The sequence below is a fragment of the Aeromonas sp. QDB62 genome (assembly GCF_027705695.1).
Lineage (GTDB): Bacteria > Pseudomonadota > Gammaproteobacteria > Enterobacterales > Aeromonadaceae > Aeromonas > Aeromonas allosaccharophila.
Window position 1 is genome coordinate 40,996 of the sequence record NZ_JAPDCD010000007.1, and the last position, 17,646, is coordinate 58,641.

Annotated in this window: 13 protein-coding genes; 6 read left to right on the forward strand and 7 right to left on the reverse strand. The window is 60.5% G+C overall.

All coding sequences use genetic code 11. The features are described from left to right. Nucleotides 1–87: 87 nt before the first annotated feature. The 3 genes from OKC27_RS05165 (at nucleotide 88) to OKC27_RS05175 (ending at nucleotide 3,798) form a co-directional block, all read left to right on the forward strand. Nucleotides 88–1,848, forward strand: a complete 1,761-nt coding sequence (locus tag OKC27_RS05165; RefSeq protein ID WP_182939721.1) for a DEAD/DEAH box helicase — start codon at nucleotides 88–90, stop codon at nucleotides 1,846–1,848. A gap of 119 nt (nucleotides 1,849–1,967) precedes the next feature. Continuing rightward, nucleotides 1,968–3,404, forward strand: a complete 1,437-nt coding sequence (gene dacB, locus OKC27_RS05170) for a D-alanyl-D-alanine carboxypeptidase/D-alanyl-D-alanine endopeptidase (protein WP_182939282.1) — start codon at nucleotides 1,968–1,970, stop codon at nucleotides 3,402–3,404. 97 nt (nucleotides 3,405–3,501) lie between these two features. Next, a complete protein-coding gene (locus OKC27_RS05175) occupies nucleotides 3,502–3,798 on the forward strand; it encodes a GrxA family glutaredoxin (protein ID WP_257496286.1) in 297 nt (98 codons plus the stop codon). A gap of 105 nt (nucleotides 3,799–3,903) precedes the next feature. Here the strand turns inward: OKC27_RS05175 and OKC27_RS05180 are convergent, their stop codons facing one another. After that, nucleotides 3,904–4,749: an endonuclease/exonuclease/phosphatase family protein gene (locus OKC27_RS05180; RefSeq protein WP_075114512.1), complete on the reverse strand. Its 846-nt coding sequence runs from the start codon at nucleotides 4,747–4,749 to the stop codon at nucleotides 3,904–3,906. A gap of 106 nt (nucleotides 4,750–4,855) precedes the next feature. Here OKC27_RS05180 and OKC27_RS05185 point away from each other — a divergent pair, with 106 nt between their 5' ends. Next, nucleotides 4,856–5,080: a hypothetical protein gene (locus OKC27_RS05185; RefSeq protein WP_042061420.1), complete on the forward strand. Its 225-nt coding sequence runs from the start codon at nucleotides 4,856–4,858 to the stop codon at nucleotides 5,078–5,080. Here the strand turns inward: OKC27_RS05185 and yciA are convergent, their stop codons facing one another. The 6 genes from yciA to OKC27_RS05215 form a co-directional block, all read right to left on the reverse strand. Next, nucleotides 5,081–5,485, reverse strand: coding sequence for an acyl-CoA thioester hydrolase YciA (yciA, locus tag OKC27_RS05190; RefSeq protein ID WP_042061418.1), 405 nt, complete (start codon nucleotides 5,483–5,485; stop codon nucleotides 5,081–5,083). Nucleotides 5,486–5,544: 59 nt separating this feature from the next. After that, nucleotides 5,545–6,378 carry an NAD-dependent epimerase/dehydratase family protein gene (locus tag OKC27_RS05195; protein WP_182939281.1) on the reverse strand — a complete coding sequence of 278 codons (834 nt, stop codon included), beginning with the start codon at nucleotides 6,376–6,378 and terminating at the stop codon, nucleotides 5,545–5,547. 85 nt (nucleotides 6,379–6,463) lie between these two features. Next, on the reverse strand, nucleotides 6,464–7,384 hold the full coding sequence (locus OKC27_RS05200) for a hypothetical protein (RefSeq protein WP_182939280.1): 921 nt from the start codon (nucleotides 7,382–7,384) through the stop codon (nucleotides 6,464–6,466). Between the two features lie 239 nt (nucleotides 7,385–7,623). After that, complete coding sequence (nifJ, locus tag OKC27_RS05205) at nucleotides 7,624–11,199, reverse strand: pyruvate:ferredoxin (flavodoxin) oxidoreductase (RefSeq protein WP_182939279.1); 3,576 nt, start codon at nucleotides 11,197–11,199, stop codon at nucleotides 7,624–7,626. After that, on the reverse strand, nucleotides 11,196–12,842 hold the full coding sequence (locus tag OKC27_RS05210) for an NAD(P)-binding protein (RefSeq protein ID WP_270805983.1): 1,647 nt from the start codon (nucleotides 12,840–12,842) through the stop codon (nucleotides 11,196–11,198). The genes nifJ and OKC27_RS05210 overlap by 4 nt, the downstream gene beginning before the upstream one ends. A 176-nt stretch (nucleotides 12,843–13,018) precedes the next feature. Beyond that, a complete protein-coding gene (locus tag OKC27_RS05215; protein ID WP_270805984.1) occupies nucleotides 13,019–13,765 on the reverse strand; it encodes a substrate-binding periplasmic protein in 747 nt (248 codons plus the stop codon). A gap of 133 nt (nucleotides 13,766–13,898) precedes the next feature. Between OKC27_RS05215 and OKC27_RS05220 the strand changes: the two genes are divergently transcribed. Together OKC27_RS05220 and OKC27_RS05225 are read left to right on the forward strand one after the other, a co-directional pair. Next, a complete protein-coding gene (locus tag OKC27_RS05220; protein WP_270805985.1) occupies nucleotides 13,899–15,701 on the forward strand; it encodes an MOSC N-terminal beta barrel domain-containing protein in 1,803 nt (600 codons plus the stop codon). A 229-nt stretch (nucleotides 15,702–15,930) separates the two neighbouring features. Then, complete coding sequence (locus OKC27_RS05225; protein ID WP_182939275.1) at nucleotides 15,931–17,643, forward strand: methyl-accepting chemotaxis protein; 1,713 nt, start codon at nucleotides 15,931–15,933, stop codon at nucleotides 17,641–17,643. Nucleotides 17,644–17,646 lie beyond the last annotated feature (3 nt).

The following is a 17,646-nucleotide window of genomic DNA, read 5'->3' on the forward strand; positions in this document are numbered from 1 at the left end:
AGCGGGCCGGCATCATGCCGGCCCGCTGTTTTTGTGGCGGCAAGATCCCTATAATGGCGCCACACCATGCCCAAACGCCACACCCTCATGTTCGTTCTCAGACCCTATCAAACCGACGCAGTCAACGCCGTGATCAGCCACTTTCGCAAACACCCGGACCCCGCCGTGGTGGTGCTGCCCACCGGTGCGGGCAAGAGTCTGGTGATCGCCGAACTGGCCCGCAAGGCACGCGGTCGGGTGCTGGTGCTGGCCCACGTCAAGGAGCTGGTGGAGCAGAACCACGCCAAATACGAGGCGTGGGGGCTCAAGGCCGACATCTTCGCCGCAGGGCTGGATCGCAAGGAGGCGAGCGCTCAGGTGGTGTTCGGCTCGGTGCAATCGGTCGCCCGCAATCTGGCGGCCTTCGACGGCGCCTTCTCGCTGCTGATCATCGACGAGTGCCACCGGGTCTCGCTCGATGACGACAGCCAGTACCATCAGGTGATCGAGCATCTCAAGGCAGCCAATCCCGCCCTCAAGATCCTAGGTCTCACCGCCACCCCCTATCGGCTCGGGCTGGGCTGGATCTACCGACGCCACTACCACGGCATGGTCAAGAGCCACGGCGAGCGGCTGTTTGGCGACTGCGTGTTCGAGCTGCCCCTGCGCTTCATGGTGAAAAACGGCTACCTGACGCCGCCGCGCATGGTGGATGCCCCCATCGTCCACTACGACTTCAGCAAGCTGGTGGCTCGGGAGAACGGCCTGTTCAGCGAGGCGGATCTTAACGGCGAGCTCAAGCGCCAGCAGCGGGTTACCCCTCATATCCTGAGTCAGGTGCTGGAGTATGCCGCCGACCGGCAGGGGGTGATGATCTTCGCCGCCACCGTCGAGCACGCCCGGGAAATTCAGGGGCTGTTGCAGGCCCAATCCCAGAGTGCAGCCCTTATCACTGGCGAGACCCCGGGGCCGGAACGCGATGCCCTTATCAGCGCCTTCAAGGCACGGGAGATCAAGTTTCTGGTCAACGTGGCGGTGCTCACCACCGGCTTCGATGCCCCCCATGTCGATCTGATCGTGATGCTGCGCCCCACCGAGTCGGTGTCGCTCTATCAGCAGATTGTGGGTCGGGGCCTGCGCCTGTCGCCGGGCAAGGAGGATTGTCTGGTGCTCGACTATGCGGGCAACAACTTCAACCTGTTCGCCCCTGAAGTGGGGGAACCCCGCCCCCACGCCGGTACCGAACCGGTGCAAGTGCCCTGCCCCGCCTGCGGCTTTGCCAACACCTTCTGGGGCAAGACCGACGAGGATGGCAAGGTGATCGAGCACTACGGCCGCCGCTGTCAGGGGCTGTTTGAAGATGACGAGGGCAATCGCGAGGAGTGCGACTACCGCTTTCGCGCCAAGATTTGCCCGGGCTGCGGCGCAGAGAATGACATTGCCGCCCGCCGCTGCCAGAGCTGCGATCAGCTGCTGGTGGATCCGGACGACAAGCTTAAAGAGGCGCTCAATCTCAAGGATTGCATGGTCATTCGCTGCGCAGGGCTAACCCTCACCGCAGGGCGCGGCAAACAGGGGGAACGGCTGGAGGTGACCTACCACGATGAGGATGGTCTGACCCTCAGCGAATACTTCGGTTTTCACTCCCCGGGCGCACAACGCTTGTTTCAACAGCGCTTTGTGCGTCATCATTGGCCCGCCCCGGGGCTGGAGCCTGAATTCACCACCTTGGCGAGCGTGCTGGCGTGCGAGCGCCAGTTCCGTCATCCGGATTTTGTCATCGCCCGCAAATCGGGTCGCTTCTGGCAGATAAAAGAGAAGATTTTTGATTATGAGGGTCGCTATCGCACCGCCAACTCGATGGCGTGATGGCCAGGCGACCGGCATCAATCCCACGAATTGCGTTACCCCCGTCGATCCCGCATCGGCAGGTTGAATTATCAGGGTCGGCACCACTGCCGGGCCCCTTCGTCACGTTAGAGGATGTTATGCAGCGGCTGTTGATTGGTTTTTGTGCTCTCTTTTCTCTGGCGGCTCAGGCCGCCCCGCTGACGCCCCCTCAGGGTGGCCAGTACGCCATCATAGTGCAGGGCAATAACGGCGTGGAGTTCGCCCGCCATGCGGATCAGATGATCGCCCCTGCCTCCACCATGAAGGTGCTCACCGCACTGGCAGCCCGCCTCGAGCTCGGTGCCGATTTCCGCTTCGCCACCGACATTCAGGCCCAGCCGGGCGCCAAACAGGGTGACACCATCAACGGCGATATCTGGATCAACTTCGTCGGCGACCCCACCCTCTCCCGCATGGATCTGCTGGCGCTCTTCAAGCAACTCGGGGTCAACCAGATCAAGGGCAATGTCTACGTCAACACCGGCGCCTACAACGGCTACGAGCGCGGCAACGGCTGGTCGTGGGGGGATCAGACCCTCTGCTTCGCCGCTCCGGTCTCCTCGGTCATCATCGACAAGAACTGCGCCTACGGCACCATCACCGCCACCCAGATCGGCAAACCGGCGGTTGGCAATGTGGCCACCGGCGTCCCCATCGGCATCGGTGCAGACAACGTGGAAGTGATGAGCTACGCCGACATGGCGCGCCAGTTCTGCGCGCTGGAAGTGGACATGGCCAAGGGCAACTTCTACGAGCTCAAGGGCTGCATCACCCCGAACAAGGATCCACAGGGTCTGCGTTTCGCCATCCACGATGTGGAAGCCTGGGGCTGGGACAACATCCGCTGGGCGATGAACCGGGCGGGCATCAAGCATGATGGCCTGCTGCGAGTCACTCACAAGTCACCGGTCGGCGCCGAGACACTGGGCACCCACTACTCGGTCTCCCTGCCGGTGATGCTCGCCAAGATGCTGAAGAAATCGGATAACCTCTACGCCGATACCTTCCTCAAAACCGTGGGTCGTCACTACTACAACAAGCCGGGCAGCTATCGCAGCGGCACCATGGCGGTACGCGCCATTCTGACCAAGAACGGTATCGATCTGGGCAACGCCACCCTGGCCGACGGCTCCGGCCTCTCTGCTCACAATCTCATCAGCGCCCGTCAGATGCTGTCGGTGCTCAACTTTATCCAGAAAAACGATGCAGAGCTTGGCCTGATCAAGCTGCTGCCAAGCTCCCAGGTGGATGGCACTCTGGCGTGGCGGCGCAGCGTCACCGCCCCCATGATGAAGAACAAGGTCCACGCCAAGACAGGCACCATCACCGGTACCTCCAATCTGGTGGGCTTTATCGATACCGCAGGCGGCCAGCGCAAGGCGTTCGTGATGTTCCAGCGCGGCCTGTCGCAAGATCCGGCGACCCATGAACGCTACCGTGCCAGCAAGGCACCCGGGCCCTGGACCGTATTCGAGAAGGGGGTGCTGGAGAGCATCTATCAGCAGCAACCGATCCAGATCGCCGAGCCGCAGTGATGCCGTAATAGGTCCACTCGAATCACTGTATCGATAATTTCGGCTTCAAGTCGCCACGAGGCAGGGCTATGCTGTTGCCTGCCTCATATCAACGGCCATAGCAAAACGGCTTAAAGAACGGAGAGAAAATATGTTTGCAGTGATTTTTGGTCGCCCGGGTTGCCCCTACTGTGTCCGTGCCGTACAGATCGCCGAGCAGCTGACCGAGCAGCGCGATGACTTCAAATTCCGCTACGTGGATATCCATGCCGAAGGGATCACCAAAGAAGATCTGGCCAAGAGCGCCGGCAAGCCGGTCAATACCGTGCCGCAGATCTTCCTGGACGAGCAGCACATCGGTGGCTGCACCGATTTCGAAGCCTACGCCAAAGAGAATCTGGGTCTCTACCAGTAATGCCTGCGGGTCAGCTCGAGCGGGTTAACCGCCAGAGCGTATAAAAAAATCCGGCGCCATCAGGCGCCGGATTTTTTATGAGCGGAACTCGCACATCATCCCCGATCAAGGGGTCACCGACTGGGCGGCAAAGCGCGCAATGATGGGGTTGTGATCGGAAGAGTCGGTCGCCGGTGAGCTCACTTCGACCAAGTCCAGATTGCGGTAGTAGAGGTGATCCAGCGGACGACCAAACGCAGTGCGACGCAAGTCAGGCACCGGCACGGCCTCTTGCAGGCCCAGCTCGTCCACCAGTTTGTTCAGCCAGAACTGGCGCTTGTCGCTCCAGGTATTGAAGTCACCGGCCAGAATAACCGGCCCCTGATGGCGGCGTACCAAGGCAGTCAGATCGTTGAGCTGCTCGCGAAAAGTGGCCATCCCCAGCTCGAAATTGACCGCATGGAGGTTGATCACCAGCACGCCGTCAGGGTCGCCCTGCAGCGGATAGAGGCTCACCAGCCCGGATTTGGGGATGCGCAGCAAAGGCTCGGGGGAGCGCACGCCACAGACGAACGCCTGCGGGGTCTTGGCCACCGTCATCACCCCGAACGAGACGCCGCCCTGGGTGAAGGCTTGCAGCTGTTGCCACTGGAAATCACCGGCACGCAGCCAGTCGAGCATCTCGGGACGGGTGGCCGACTCTTGCAGCAACACCAGATCCTGCCCCTTGGCATAACTGTCCATCCCTTCACGCCAGTTTTTGCGCTGGCCCTTGTAGAGATTCCACACCGTCACCCCGAATTCACGGGGCAGCGCCGTGGTCGCCAACGCTACCAGCGGCGGACGCTGGCAGTCGAGTCCCGGCACAATCCCTTGAGCTGTGACCAGATGGTTCTGATCCGGCACCTCAAAACAACCTACCAACCCCAGGGTCAGCAGGGAGGTGCCAAGAATGCGATAACTATTTTTCATTGGCTAACAACCGCCCGCCTTTGCTTTTTGTTGCGACCATCACAAACGTCATCCACGCCGACTAAGCTGATAGTCCCTGTTCCACCCAACCAGAAGGAGCCTGTCAATGGCGAGAGAACTTCGGTACTGCGTGACGTTTTATGATCAACAAGGAAATTGTCATCAAGTGGAGCTGGCCACCGTCTATCAGATAAGACGGGACCCTCAATGCGATCTCTGCCTGTTTGACACCCTGCAATATGTGGGCTCGGAAGAGATGCTGGAACGCATGATACGGCAAAAAACCGGGCTTGAGCAGGAAATATCCATCATCAATGCCCGGCTGATTTGATCAGACGCTGACCGGAACCGGGCGGGATTTACCGTTGTCGTCGATGGCGACATAGGTAAAGACCCCCTCGGTCACACAGTAACGCTGGGCATCGTTTTCCCGCAGTACCGGCTTGACCCACACCTCCAGCTTCAGCTTCATGGAGCTGCGGCCAATCTTGATGCAGCGACCGTAGCAGCAGACCACATCGCCCACCTTGACCGGACTGTGAAAGGTCATGCCTTCGACGGATACGGTACAAATACGTCCTTTTGCCAGCTCCTTGGCCATGATGCCCCCACCTATATCCATCTGGGACATGATCCAGCCACCAAAGATGTCGCCATTGGGGTTGGTATCGGCTGGCATTGCCAGGGTTCTCAGCAACAACTCCCCATCGGGGTGACGTTTTGTATCTACCATCATTACCGCCTCTCTCTCATGGATGGCGGCATGATAGGGGGCGATCACCCCCTTGGCAAACCTCAATTGCCCGAGGCGGCCAGCTCGGCAAACCAGTGGGCCGGATCGGGCCAGCGATAGTTGAATCCCATCTGCTGGCAAATCAGTTGGCCATCGATGGGCTGAAATTCACCGGCAGGCTCGATAAAGACCGGCGCAGGGAGCCCCTGCTGGCGCGCCGCAAAGGGGTAGAACTGCTCGCGGCGCGGATGTACCGGCGCGCTCAGGTTGAACACATCCCCGTCCTTGCCCCGCTCCAGAAGCAAGATGCAAGCCGCCACCACATCGTCCAGATGGACCAGATTAACCGACTGGGCGCCGCCATCGAGAGTCTTGCCCGCCAGGAAACGGCCGGGATGGCGATCCGGGCCATAAAGGCCGGAGGGGCGCACTATCATCACCGCCTCGAAACCGGCCGCCAGCACCGCCTGCTCCGCCGCCAGCATTCGCTCGCCACGGGCATGGCGGGGTTTGGGTTGTTCACCCTCTTCTTGACCCGCCCCCCATACCGAGGTGGCGCTGACAAACAGCACCCGCCGGGTGCCGCTCGCTTTGGCCAACGCACAGGCCTTTGCCACCGCTTGCGTATAGTCATCGGTCTTGCTGGGCGGTACGCAGATAACCAGCGATTCGCAGGGGATGGGCCACGGCGCTTGTTGATCAGCAACGGGCATCTCGGCAGAAATCGTCAGCGGATGAGCATCGATCCCCTCCCCCTGCAAACGGGCCGCCTTCTCGGCGCTGCTGACCGTGACCGCTACCTGCTTGCCTGCCGCCAGCAGGGCCCGCGCCAGCGGCAGCCCTAGCCACCCCGCCCCCAGAATGCCGATCGTCCCAGCGATATGTTGTTCTGTCATCGTCCCTTCTCCTGCTTGACACTATTTGCCCCGCAGCTTACCTGTCTTGGAGGGAAAATAAAGTCTTGGTCAAGGCCACCGGTCTTTACCTTCGATTCCGCTCTGTTCTTTTTGCAATTTGAGGAACACTGTCAGCAGGGCTGGCGATAGTTGTTATAGAAATGCCTTCATCCTCCCCTAACACTTCCCTAAAGCAGTGAGTTAGAGATTTACCTGTCTTTCTAGCCATCTCTATAGCCTTATTGATCTTATCTCCCGAAATACCTCCTTCGGGCCCCTTCACAATTGACTGCATATGAACAGTCCCTTCCTCTGGATTCGAAGTTGTTTTTACATTGGCAATAAATTCATCAGGGTTATTAGAAAAACGGTCCATATGCTCCTGCATTCCTTGTCCTCCTGGACCGAATGAATGCAAGAAACCAGAATCAGGGTCACGTTCAAGAACAATTTTCAGTTGGTCATCTTTAGAGAATCTAATATGAAAATCATTAAAGTTGATAAACTGAACACCATCAACCCTCATTTGAAAATGCCAATGAGGAAAGTCAGTTTTACTCCCCTTGTGACCGTCAAAGTCATTTTTTGAGCAGTCTAATGTCCACTCAATATTTTTCCATTTTATTGTTGTTTCAAATAGCTTACGTTCACTACTTTCCTCCTTGAGGTTGTTTATGTTTTTCACTCCAGTCTCCACATTAGCAACCCATCTTAAGAAAGCCGATATATTGTAAAAATCATACTTTTCTATAATTTTAGGAAAATCTTTCTTTTTGAATTTGCAGCGACGCAACAACCAATGAATACATGGTTGTTCTTTACTTATGGTCTTAAATGGCTTTCCACACAAATAGCATTCTTCACGTTCATAGTGAGCCAAGAAATCAGCATACTCGATTTCATACATCTCTCGCTGCCTTTCGAAATGCTTCATCGACATTTCATGAGAAAAACCCCCGAATTCCTCTTTGAACGATTGAGCAGCTTGCATTATATCTTTTTGCATACCAACCTCTTACAAATAAAATTCATTATTCAATGAACAACTCAATATAATATCTCAATACCAATGTAGCGCCCTTGCAAACTTAATATATCAATAGCTTCTCAAGTTTCCCAAAACACTATCACCATAAATATTGCAACCATACTTTCTGATAAATCTTTCGTTCTGTATAACCTCATGTCTTCTCAATTAAAGCGGGCCAGTGGCCCGCTTCGTTTTATGCAGAGTTAACCCCATTCTCACACCGGCGGATGGAAATGGCTGGCTTCGCGGGTGGCCATCTCCTCGTAGGTGGCCCACTTCTGCCACGCCACTTGTTGCGCCACCTGCATCAGCCGCTCGGCCTCCTCCGGATGGCTCTGGGCCAGCACCCGATAACGGGTCTCCTCCTGCCGGTATTCAGCAAGGGGAATGGAGGGGCGCAAGCTATCGAGGCTGAAGGGGTTCTGCCCCGCACTGCGCAGTACCGGGTTGTAGCGCATCAGCGGCCAGTGACCGGAGGCCACGGCCCGTTTTTGCTGGGTCAGGCCAAACTCCATATCGATGCCGTGGGCGATACAGTGGCTGTAGGCGATGATAAGCGACGGGCCCGGATAGGCTTCCGCCTCACGCAAGGCCTGCAGCGCCTGCTGCGGATTGGCACCAAAGGCGATGCGGGCAACATAGACGTTACCGTAGGAGATGGCCTGCAGCGCCACATCCTTCTTGGCCAGCGTCTTGCCTCCCGCCGCGAACTTGGCGACGGCGCCGAGCGGGGTCGATTTCGACATCTGACCGCCGGTGTTGGAGTAGACCTCGGTATCCATCACCAGCACGTTCACGTCGCGCCCGGAGGCGAGCACATGATCGAGCCCCGCCGAACCGATATCATAGGCCCAGCCATCGCCGCCGATGATCCAGACCGAGCGGCGTACCAGCTGATCGATGAGTGACAGCAGCTCGCGAGCCTTGCCGGATTTCACCTCTTCCAGCCGCTCGCGCACTTGCGCCACCCGGGTGCGCTGGGCGCGGATCTCCGACTCCAGCCGCTGCGGGGCAGTGATCAGGGTATCGACCAGCGCCTCCCCCAGCTCCCCCTTCATCGCTTCGAGGGCCGCCACCGCCTGACCGTGATGCTGATCGGCGGTGAGACGAAAACCAAAGCCGAACTCGGCGTTGTCCTCGAACAATGAGTTGGACCAGGCGGGCCCCTTCCCTTCCGCGTTCTTGGCCCACGGCGTGGTCGGCAGGTTGCCGCCATAGATGGAGGAGCAACCGGTGGCGTTGGCCACCAGCATGCGATCGCCAAACAGCTGGGTCAGCAGCTTGAGATACGGGGTCTCGCCACAACCGGCGCAAGCGCCGGAGAACTCGAACAGAGGTTCGAGGAACTGGGCACCGCGCACGGTGGAGAAATCCACCCGCTCGCGGGCAGGCCACGGCAGGCTCTCGAACCAGCGCAGCGCCTGCTTCTGACCAGCAAGATGCGGCGCCTTGTCCATCATGGTGATGGCCCGCTCGCCCTCGTGTTCCTCATCAGCCCCGACCCGCACCGGACAGGCCTGCACGCACTGGCCACAGCCGGTGCAATCCTCCGGATAGAGTTGCAAGGTGTAGCGGCTGTCGGGGAAGCCCTTGGCGGTGACGGGCACCGACTGGGCCGCCTCGGGGGCGGTCGCCAGCCAGTCCTGATGGTAGAACTTGGCCCGCAGCGCCGCGTGGGGGCAGACAAAGACGCAGTTGCCGCACTGAATGCAGATATCGGAATGCCAGATGGGGATCTCGCGGGCGATATCCCGCTTCTCGAAACGGCTGGTGGCGGTGGGGTAAGTACCATCCACCGGCAGCATGGAGACAGGGATCAGATCGCCGCGCCCGGCCAGCATTTCGCCAGTGACCCGCTGGACAAAATCGCTGCCGCCCGGTGCCAGCGGCAACGGATAGTCGCTGATCTGCTCCTCACCGGCCGGGATCACCACCTTGCTCAAGTGAGCCAGGGTATCGTCCACCGCCGCGAAGTTGCGCGCCACCACTTCGGGCCCCTTGCGGGCATAACTCTTCTCGATGCTCTCCTTGATCAGCGCAATCGCCTCGTCCCGTGGCAACACCCCGGCCAGCGCGAAGAAGCAGGTCTGCATGATGGTGTTGATGCGATTGCCCATGCCGTTTTGCTCGGCCACCCGATCCCCATCGATGCAGTAGAGCTGGATATTGAGGGCGCGAATACGGGCCCGCAGCCGCTCGGGCAGCTGGCCCCACACCTTGTCAGCCTCATAGGGGGCATTGAGCAGCAGGGTCGCCCCTTCCGCGGCGTGCTCCAGCAGATCGACCGATTCAACAAAGCCCCACTGGTGACAGCCGATAAAGCTCGCCTGCTCGATAAGCCAGGGGGCGTCGATGGGCTCTGGGCCAAAGCGCAGGTGGGAGACGGTGCGCGAGCCCGACTTCTTGGAGTCGTAGACGAAGTAGCCCTGGGCGTGGAACCCCTCCAGCTCGCCGATGATCTTGATGCTGTTCTTGTTGGCACCCACCGTGCCGTCGGCGCCAAGGCCGAAGAACAGTGCCCGTACCCGGCTGGCGGGCTCCAGATCGCCGATGGGGTGCCAGGCCAGACTGAGGCCCGACACGTCATCGACAATCCCCACGGTAAAGCGCGGGCGCGGCGCATCACAAGCCAGCTCCTCGAACACCGCCGCGCACATGGCGGGGGTGAACTCTTTGGAAGAGAGGCCGTAGCGACCGCCACTGAGCCAGGGCAGCCGCTTGAACAGACCGCGCTGCAAGCCGTCAATCAGGGCACTCTGCACATCCAGCAGCAGCGGCTCGCCGCCCGCCCCCGGCTCCTTGGTGCGATCCAGCACCGCGATGCGCCGCACGCTCGCGGGTAGCGCATCGAGCAGCGCCTGTACCGGGAAGGGGCGATAGAGGCGAATGACCAGCACCCCGGTCTTGCGATCCTGCCGGTTGAGCCAATCCACAGTAGTGCGGGCGGTGGCCGCCCCCGAGCCCATCAGCACGATGACGTCGGTGGCATCGGGCGCGCCGTGATATTCCACCAGCCTGTAGTGGCGGCCGGTCAACTCACCGAGGTTGTCCATGCACTGCTGCACCCGCGCCGGTACCGCCTCGTAGAAGGGGTTGACGCTCTCGCGGGACTGGAAATAGGTATCCGGGTTCTGGGCGGTGCCACGCATCACCGGATGATCCGGGTTGAGGGCCCGGGCTCGGTGGGCGCGTACCCAGTCGTTGTCGATAAGCGCCCGGATCTCGTCCCGATGCAGGGCGGTGATCTTGTTCACCTCGTGGGAGGTACGAAAGCCGTCGAAGAAGTGGATAAAGGGCACCCGGCACTGCAGGGTGACGCTATGGGCGACCAAGGCAAAGTCCTGCGCCTCCTGCACCGAGCCGGAGGCGAGCATGGCAAAGCCGGTGCTGCGCGCCGCCATCACATCCTGATGGTCGCCAAAGATCGACAGCCCCTGTGCCGCCAGCGAACGGGCCGCCACATGGAACACCGCCGCGGTCAATTCACCGGCGATCTTGTACATATTGGGCAGCATCAGCATAAGCCCCTGACTGGCGGTGAAGGTGGTGGCGAGCGCCCCCGCCTGCAAGGCGCCGTGTACCGTACCGGCCGCCCCCCCTTCACTCTGCATCTCCACCACAGTGGGGATATTGCCCCACAGGTTGGTCTGCTTCTCATCCGCCCAAGCATCGGCCAGTTCGGCCATGGTCGAGCTCGGGGTGATGGGGTAGATGGCACACACTTCGCTCAGCTGGTACGCCACCCGGGCTGCGGCTTCATTGCCGTCAACCATGATCAGTTCATGTTTCATTGGGACTCCTCCGGTTGGCGCAGCTCGATGGCGTGACAAGGACACTGGTCATGGCAGGCACCGCAGCCGGTGCAAAGTGCCGCATCGACCTGATAGCCCTTGCCCGGCCCCAGCTTGGCGATGGCCTGCTCGGGGCAGCTACCATAGCAGCCGTCGCACTCGAAGCAGTTGCCGCAGGAGTAGCAGCGCGCCGCCTCGTAGCGGGCGGCCACCTCATCCAACCCGCCGATGATCTCGCCAAAGTCATCCCGTGCCCACGCCGGTTTGACCGGCTGACTGCTGGCGGGCGCGTGGGTCTGAAACCAGAGTTGCAACTGCTCCGGCCCCACCAGCGGGTAAGAGACCATCTTCTGATAGTGGCGACCGCGCAGCCAGGCATCCATATGGCGCGCCGCCTTCTTGCCGTGACCGGTGGCGATGGTGACGGTGCGCTCGGAGGGCACCATGTCGCCGCCCGCAAAGAGACCCGGCACATCCGTCATCAGGTTGCCTGCCACCTGCACCACGCCTTCCTTGTTGACCCGCACGCCGGGAATGCTCTCCAGCACCGAGAGGTCTACCTCCTGACCCAGCGCCAGGATCAGGGAGTCTGCTTCAAGGGTTTCAAACTTGCCGGTCGGCACCGGCTTGCCCTCGGCATCCAGCGCCATCACCTCCACTTCGATGCAGGTGTTGTCGAGCTGGCGGATGCTGCGCAGCCAGTTGATCTTGATCCCCTCCTCCTCGGCCTCATCGGCCTCGAAGGCGTGGGCGGGCATATGATCCCGGTCGCGGCGGTAGATGATCATCGCCTCTTCCACACCGAGGCGGCGGGCGGTGCGAGCCGCGTCCATAGCGGTGTTGCCGCCGCCGTAGATCGCGACCCGCCGTCCCAGTTTTGGCGGTGGCAGGCCCTGCTCTTCGGCCAGACTGGCCTGTTCGAGGAAACTCACCGCATCGAGGATCTTGCCCGCTTCCCGAGCCGGAATATCGACCCGCTTGGCCAGATGGGCGCCAATCGCCATAAAGACGGCGTCAAAGCCCCCCTCGTCGCGCTCGCGCAGCACATCCTCCACCTTGTGGTTGAGGGTCAGGGTCACCCCGGCCGCCACGATGCGGGCCACCTCCCGATCCAGCATGTCGCGGGGCAAGCGGTAGGCGGGAATACCAAAGCGCAGCATGCCGCCCGCCAGTGGCCCCGCCTCGCGGATCTCCACCTGATGGCCGAGCCGGTTGAGATGCCAGGCGCAGGAGAGGCCGGAGGGGCCAGCACCAATCACCAGCACCTTCTTGCCGCTGTCAGGCGCGGGGGCTGCAGGCAGCCAGCCATGGACCAGCGCCTCGTCGCCGAGGAAACGCTCGATGGCGTGGATGGAGACAGATTCATCCACCTGACCGCGGTTGCAGGCGCTCTCGCAGGGGTGGTAGCAGACCCGGCCATGAATGGCGGGCAAGGGGTTCTCTTCGATCAGGGTCTGCCAGGCCGCCTCAAAGCGACCGGCCTGCGCCAAAGAGAGCCAGGCCTGGATATTTTCTCCGGCCGGGCAGGCATGATTGCAGGGTGGCAGGGCTGGCCGCCAAACGGGTAGCCGGGTACGCACCGGGCCTGTTCCCGTTTTCAGGGAGAGATCCGGCAATGGGGTCATGTCCAGTTGTTTGCTCATACATTGCTTTCTTCTTGTTGGGTAACAGGCCCGCTCAGATAGCACTTGATACCGTGTAGCCGAAGCAGACGGTGGCCAGAGAGGGAAGAAGCGAAAGCGTTAGAAACTGGGAACTGAGTCGATAATGGCGGCTTTTTTGTACTGATTAGCGAATCAGGATCAAAAAATGTTGCACTTTATGGTTCATAGAGACCAGAACGTGACTCAAGTAACATCTTCTCCAGCTGACCGCTGGCTTTCAGTTTGGCGAGCCCCCGATTGAAGGTTTTGACCAGCTCGTCAGCATTCTCGCGCTTGCGGCTGATCAGCAGGTGACCTTCGACTTTCATCACGGGTTTTGAATGGGTTGTGAACAGATCGACCGTGCTGGCCGGGTAGAACTGACGCAGGGAGTAGTAACCGACATCGATGTTCTCCAGGGTCAGGTCGGCGCGGCCGGAAAGCAGGAGATCGAAGCTCTGGCGCAGCCGGGTGACGAATTGCACCTGCAGTGGCACCTGTTCGATGGCTGCAAAAAAATCTGCATTGTAGGTATAGCCACTGACCGCAGCCAGCCTGCGTTCTGCCAGATCCCGGTACTCATTCCATTCAAGTGGAACTGACTTGAGATAGAACCAGACATAGGTCTCGCTCAGGATGGAATCGCTGTAGAGATGGCTTTTGCGCCGCTCGCTCGATTCGTACCAGTGGACAGTGCCATCCACCACCCCCTCCTCCGACAAGCGAAAGGCCCGCTTCCAGGGCAGAAACTGGAACTTGACGCTAACCCCCTCACTCTTGAATGCCTCGCTCACTATATGGGGGATCAGCCCCTGATATTTCAGCGTCTCGGAGCAGTAGGGCGGATACTCCCCCGTGGTCAGGGTCAGCTCCTGCGCCCAGAGCCCGTGGCAAAAAAGGCTCCCCGCCAGCAACCAGCTCATTTTCATCCCGATGCCCTCTTAGTACTGTTTTTCCAACTATAGACTGCCGCCGTGAAAGGATTGCCGGATCGCCACGGAACCGCTATGTTGCCCCCTTCCCGAACGAAAACAGCCACTTCACAAGGATCCGGACATGCCAAGGCTAGCCAGCATTCACCTCTACCCCATCAAATCGACGGCAGGCATGCCACTGGCTCGCGCCCGGGTGACCGAAGAGGGGCTCGCCGGGGATCGCCGCTATATGGTGGTCAAGCCGGACGGTACCTTTATCACCGCCCGCACCCACCCCCAACTGCAGCAAGTCGTCGCTACCCCTGTCGATGGCGGTTTGCAACTGCGCTATCCGGGCTTTGAACCGCTCATCCTGCAAGAGGCCGACTTCAGCCGCACCCCGCAGGCCACCGGCGTCTGGAGCGACCGCTTCACCGCCCTGCATACCGACCCAAAAGCCGATGGCTGGCTGAGCCGGGTGGCAGGGGATCCGGTGCAACTGCTCTGGCTGGGTGAAACCTCTGATCGTTTTCGTGAAAAAACCGGCACCCGGGTCAGCTTTGCCGACGGTTATCCGCTGCTGCTGATAAGCCAGGCCTCCATCGAGGATCTCAACCTGCGCTCCGATGCGCTGCACCAGATGAGTCAATTTCGCACCAATCTGGTGGCAAGCGGCACCCGCCCCTTCGAGGAGGACAGCTGGGTGCGCATCCGCATCGGCGAGGTGGAGTTTCAGGTGGTCAAGCCCTGCAGCCGCTGCATCATGACCACGGTGGAAGCGGGTACCGATCGGTTCAATGCCCTGAAAGAGCCGCTGGCGACCCTCACCCGCTACCGCCGTGGCGAGGATGGCGAGGTCTACTTCGGCCAGAATCTGGTGGCGCTGAACGAAGGATGGATCGAGACGGGCAGCGAGATCGAGGTGCTGGAAACGACACGCCCCCCTGTCTACCCCAACGCCGCACCGAAGAAGCGGGAGCTGGTCTGTGTGGCCCGCGAAACGCTGGCGCGGGATCTGGAGACCTTCTGGTTCGAGGCGGCCGATGGCGAACCGCTACCCGACTACCTGCCGGGCCAGCATCTGCCCATCAGTCTCGATATCAAACACGAGCGAGTTCAGCGGCGCTATACCCTGAGCTCCACACCGGAGCAGCCTGAGCGCTGCAGCATCAGCGTCAAGAAGGTGGCGGGGGGCCGCATCTCCCACTGGCTGCACCAGCAGTTGCAGGTAGGTGATCGGCTGTTGGCCGCCACTCCCGCTGGCGAGTTTCACCTGGGCCGCGAGCGCGATCTGCTGTTGTTATCCGCAGGCTCCGGCGTCACCCCCATGCTGGCGATAGCCCGCACCCAGGCGCTGCGCGGGGAGCTGGAAGCCGTTCACTTTATGCACCAGTGCCGCAGTGAAGCGGACATTCCCGCCGCCAGCGAGCTGCACGCCATGGCGCAGCAGGGGATGACCCTGACTATTATCCTGAGCCAGCCAGACAATCACTGGCAGGGGCTGCAAGGGCGACTCAATGATGAGCATCTGCGACGGGTCAACGGGCTGGCCGGGAAAGAGGTCTTTATCTGCGGCCCCCACGGCTTTATGGCCGATGCCGCCGCCCGAGTCGCCGCCCTCGGCGTTCCGGCCGAGCGCATCCGCCAGGAGAGTTTTGGCGGCGCCATTCTCTCGGTAGCCCGCCCCCATCAGGCGGTACAACTGCGCATCGGCACCCAGGCCTTCACCGGCAACAATCAGGGTACCGTGCTGGATCAGGCCAACAAACAGGGCGTAGAGCTGCCCTGGAGCTGCCGCGCCGGGATCTGCGGCAGTTGCAAGCAGACGCTGGTCTCGGGCGAGGTGGATCACCCCGATGCCCCCGCCATTACCGCCGCCGAACGGGCCGAGGGCAAGATCCTCACCTGCTGCGCCGTGCCGCTGACCGATCTGGAGATCTTGTGATCTGGTGATCTGGTGATCGGGCCGCGTTAACTCACTCTCACTCAGATGACCGGGGAATTGACCCCGGTCATTTTTTTGCCGATGGCGCCGCCCCGTTTCTGCTTATTTCCGTTCATCGTCCTCGGAGCAAGCTTTCCCTTCCTATAATCACAGAGCAAAAAGCCTTGCCAGCCATTGACTTGGCAATGCGCCACAAGACGCTCCCTGATGAGAATAAGGACGCTCCACCATGGAACAGAACAAGCCCGCCTTTCAGCTCAACCTGCTGCTATCCGTCATTACCCTGATCCTGCTGTCACTGGTATTTTTCGCCTACAGCTGGGCGGGGAAACAGCAGGAAGAGAGCTATCGGCAACAATATGTCTCCTACCTGCTGGCCGATGAGCTGCGCCAATCCTCCGATGATCTGACCCGACTCGGGCGCACCTACGTCATCACCAAGGATCCCGCCTACGAGCAGCAGTACATGCGGATCCTGGCCATTCGCAACGGCGAGCAACCGAGGCCGGAAGGCTACAACCGTATCTACTGGGACTTTGTCGCCGCCAACGGTCAGAATCCCCGACCCGATAGCAACCAGCGCCGCGGCCTGATCGACCTGATGAAGGATGCCGGTTTTACCGACGGGGAGCTCGCCAAACTCAACGAAGCCAAAAACAACTCGGATGCGCTGGTCAACACCGAGGTGGCCGCCTTCAAGCTGGTGCAGCAGACCGATGGCGATCTCGCCGCCAATCAGCAACAAGCCATCGCCATGATGCATGACAAGGCCTATCACCAGAACAAGGGGCGCATCATGTCCCCCATCGATGACTTTTACGTGATGATGGAGCAGCGCAACCAGGAGGCGGTCGAGAGCGCCATCTCCCATACCGATATGCTGCGCTATCTCTTTATCGCCCTCGGTCTGGTGTTGATGTTCTTCCTCTGGCGCACCTATCGCTCCCTGCTCGATCTGGTGGGCACCTCGGTCGAACAGCTCAAGACCGATCTTCATCTGCTGGCGGAAGGGGACTTCTCGCGTCCCATCAAGGTGCCGCAAGGCTCGAAAGAGAGCCTGATCGGCCTGCTCGGCGGCATGCAGACCACCCTCAAAGGGATCATCGCCAAGGTCTCCCACTCCACCGAAGAGTTGTCCGACTCTGCCGACAGCATCGCCCAGATCGCCGAACAGACCGCCCAGTTCGCCACCTCCCAGCAGACCAGTACCCAGACCATGGCCGCTGCTATCGAGGAGCTGGTGGTGAGCATCAGCCATCTCTCCGACAATGCCACCCATGCCGACGAGCTGAGCAAGGTCTCCGCCAATACCCTGGAGGAGGGATCCGGCGTTATCAAGGAGACCCTCGGCAGCATCGAGAACATCTCCACCACGGTAGGGGAAGCGGCCAGCACCATCTCCGAACTCAATGGTCATACCCAGCAGATTTCGGAGATCATCGGGGTGATCCGCGGCATTGCCGATCAGACCAACCTGCTGGCGCTCAACGCCGCCATCGAGGCGGCGCGTGCGGGTGAACAAGGGCGCGGCTTTGCGGTGGTGGCCGACGAGGTGCGCAATCTGGCCAGTCGCTCGGCGGCGTCAACCCAGCAGATCACCGGGATGATCAGCAAGATCCAGAGCGGGGCGGATGCCTCCATCCGCAGCATGGAGAACACGGTCAACAACGTCTCCCGCGGGGTCACGCTGGCCAACCAGACCGGCGAGGCGATCGCCAGTATCCAGAGTCACGCCTCCAACCTCACCGGCCTGATGGGGGAGATCAGCCACACCCTGCGCGAGCAGTCCACCGCCGCCAACGAGGTGGTCTCTACCGTCGGCAACATCACCTCTCTCTCCGAGCAATCGGGGGATGCCGCCCGCCACGTGTCGCAAGAGGCGGCCAAGCTCAAGCAGCTGTCACGGGTGCTGCGCCAGGAGATGGGGCACTTCAAACTTTAAAAA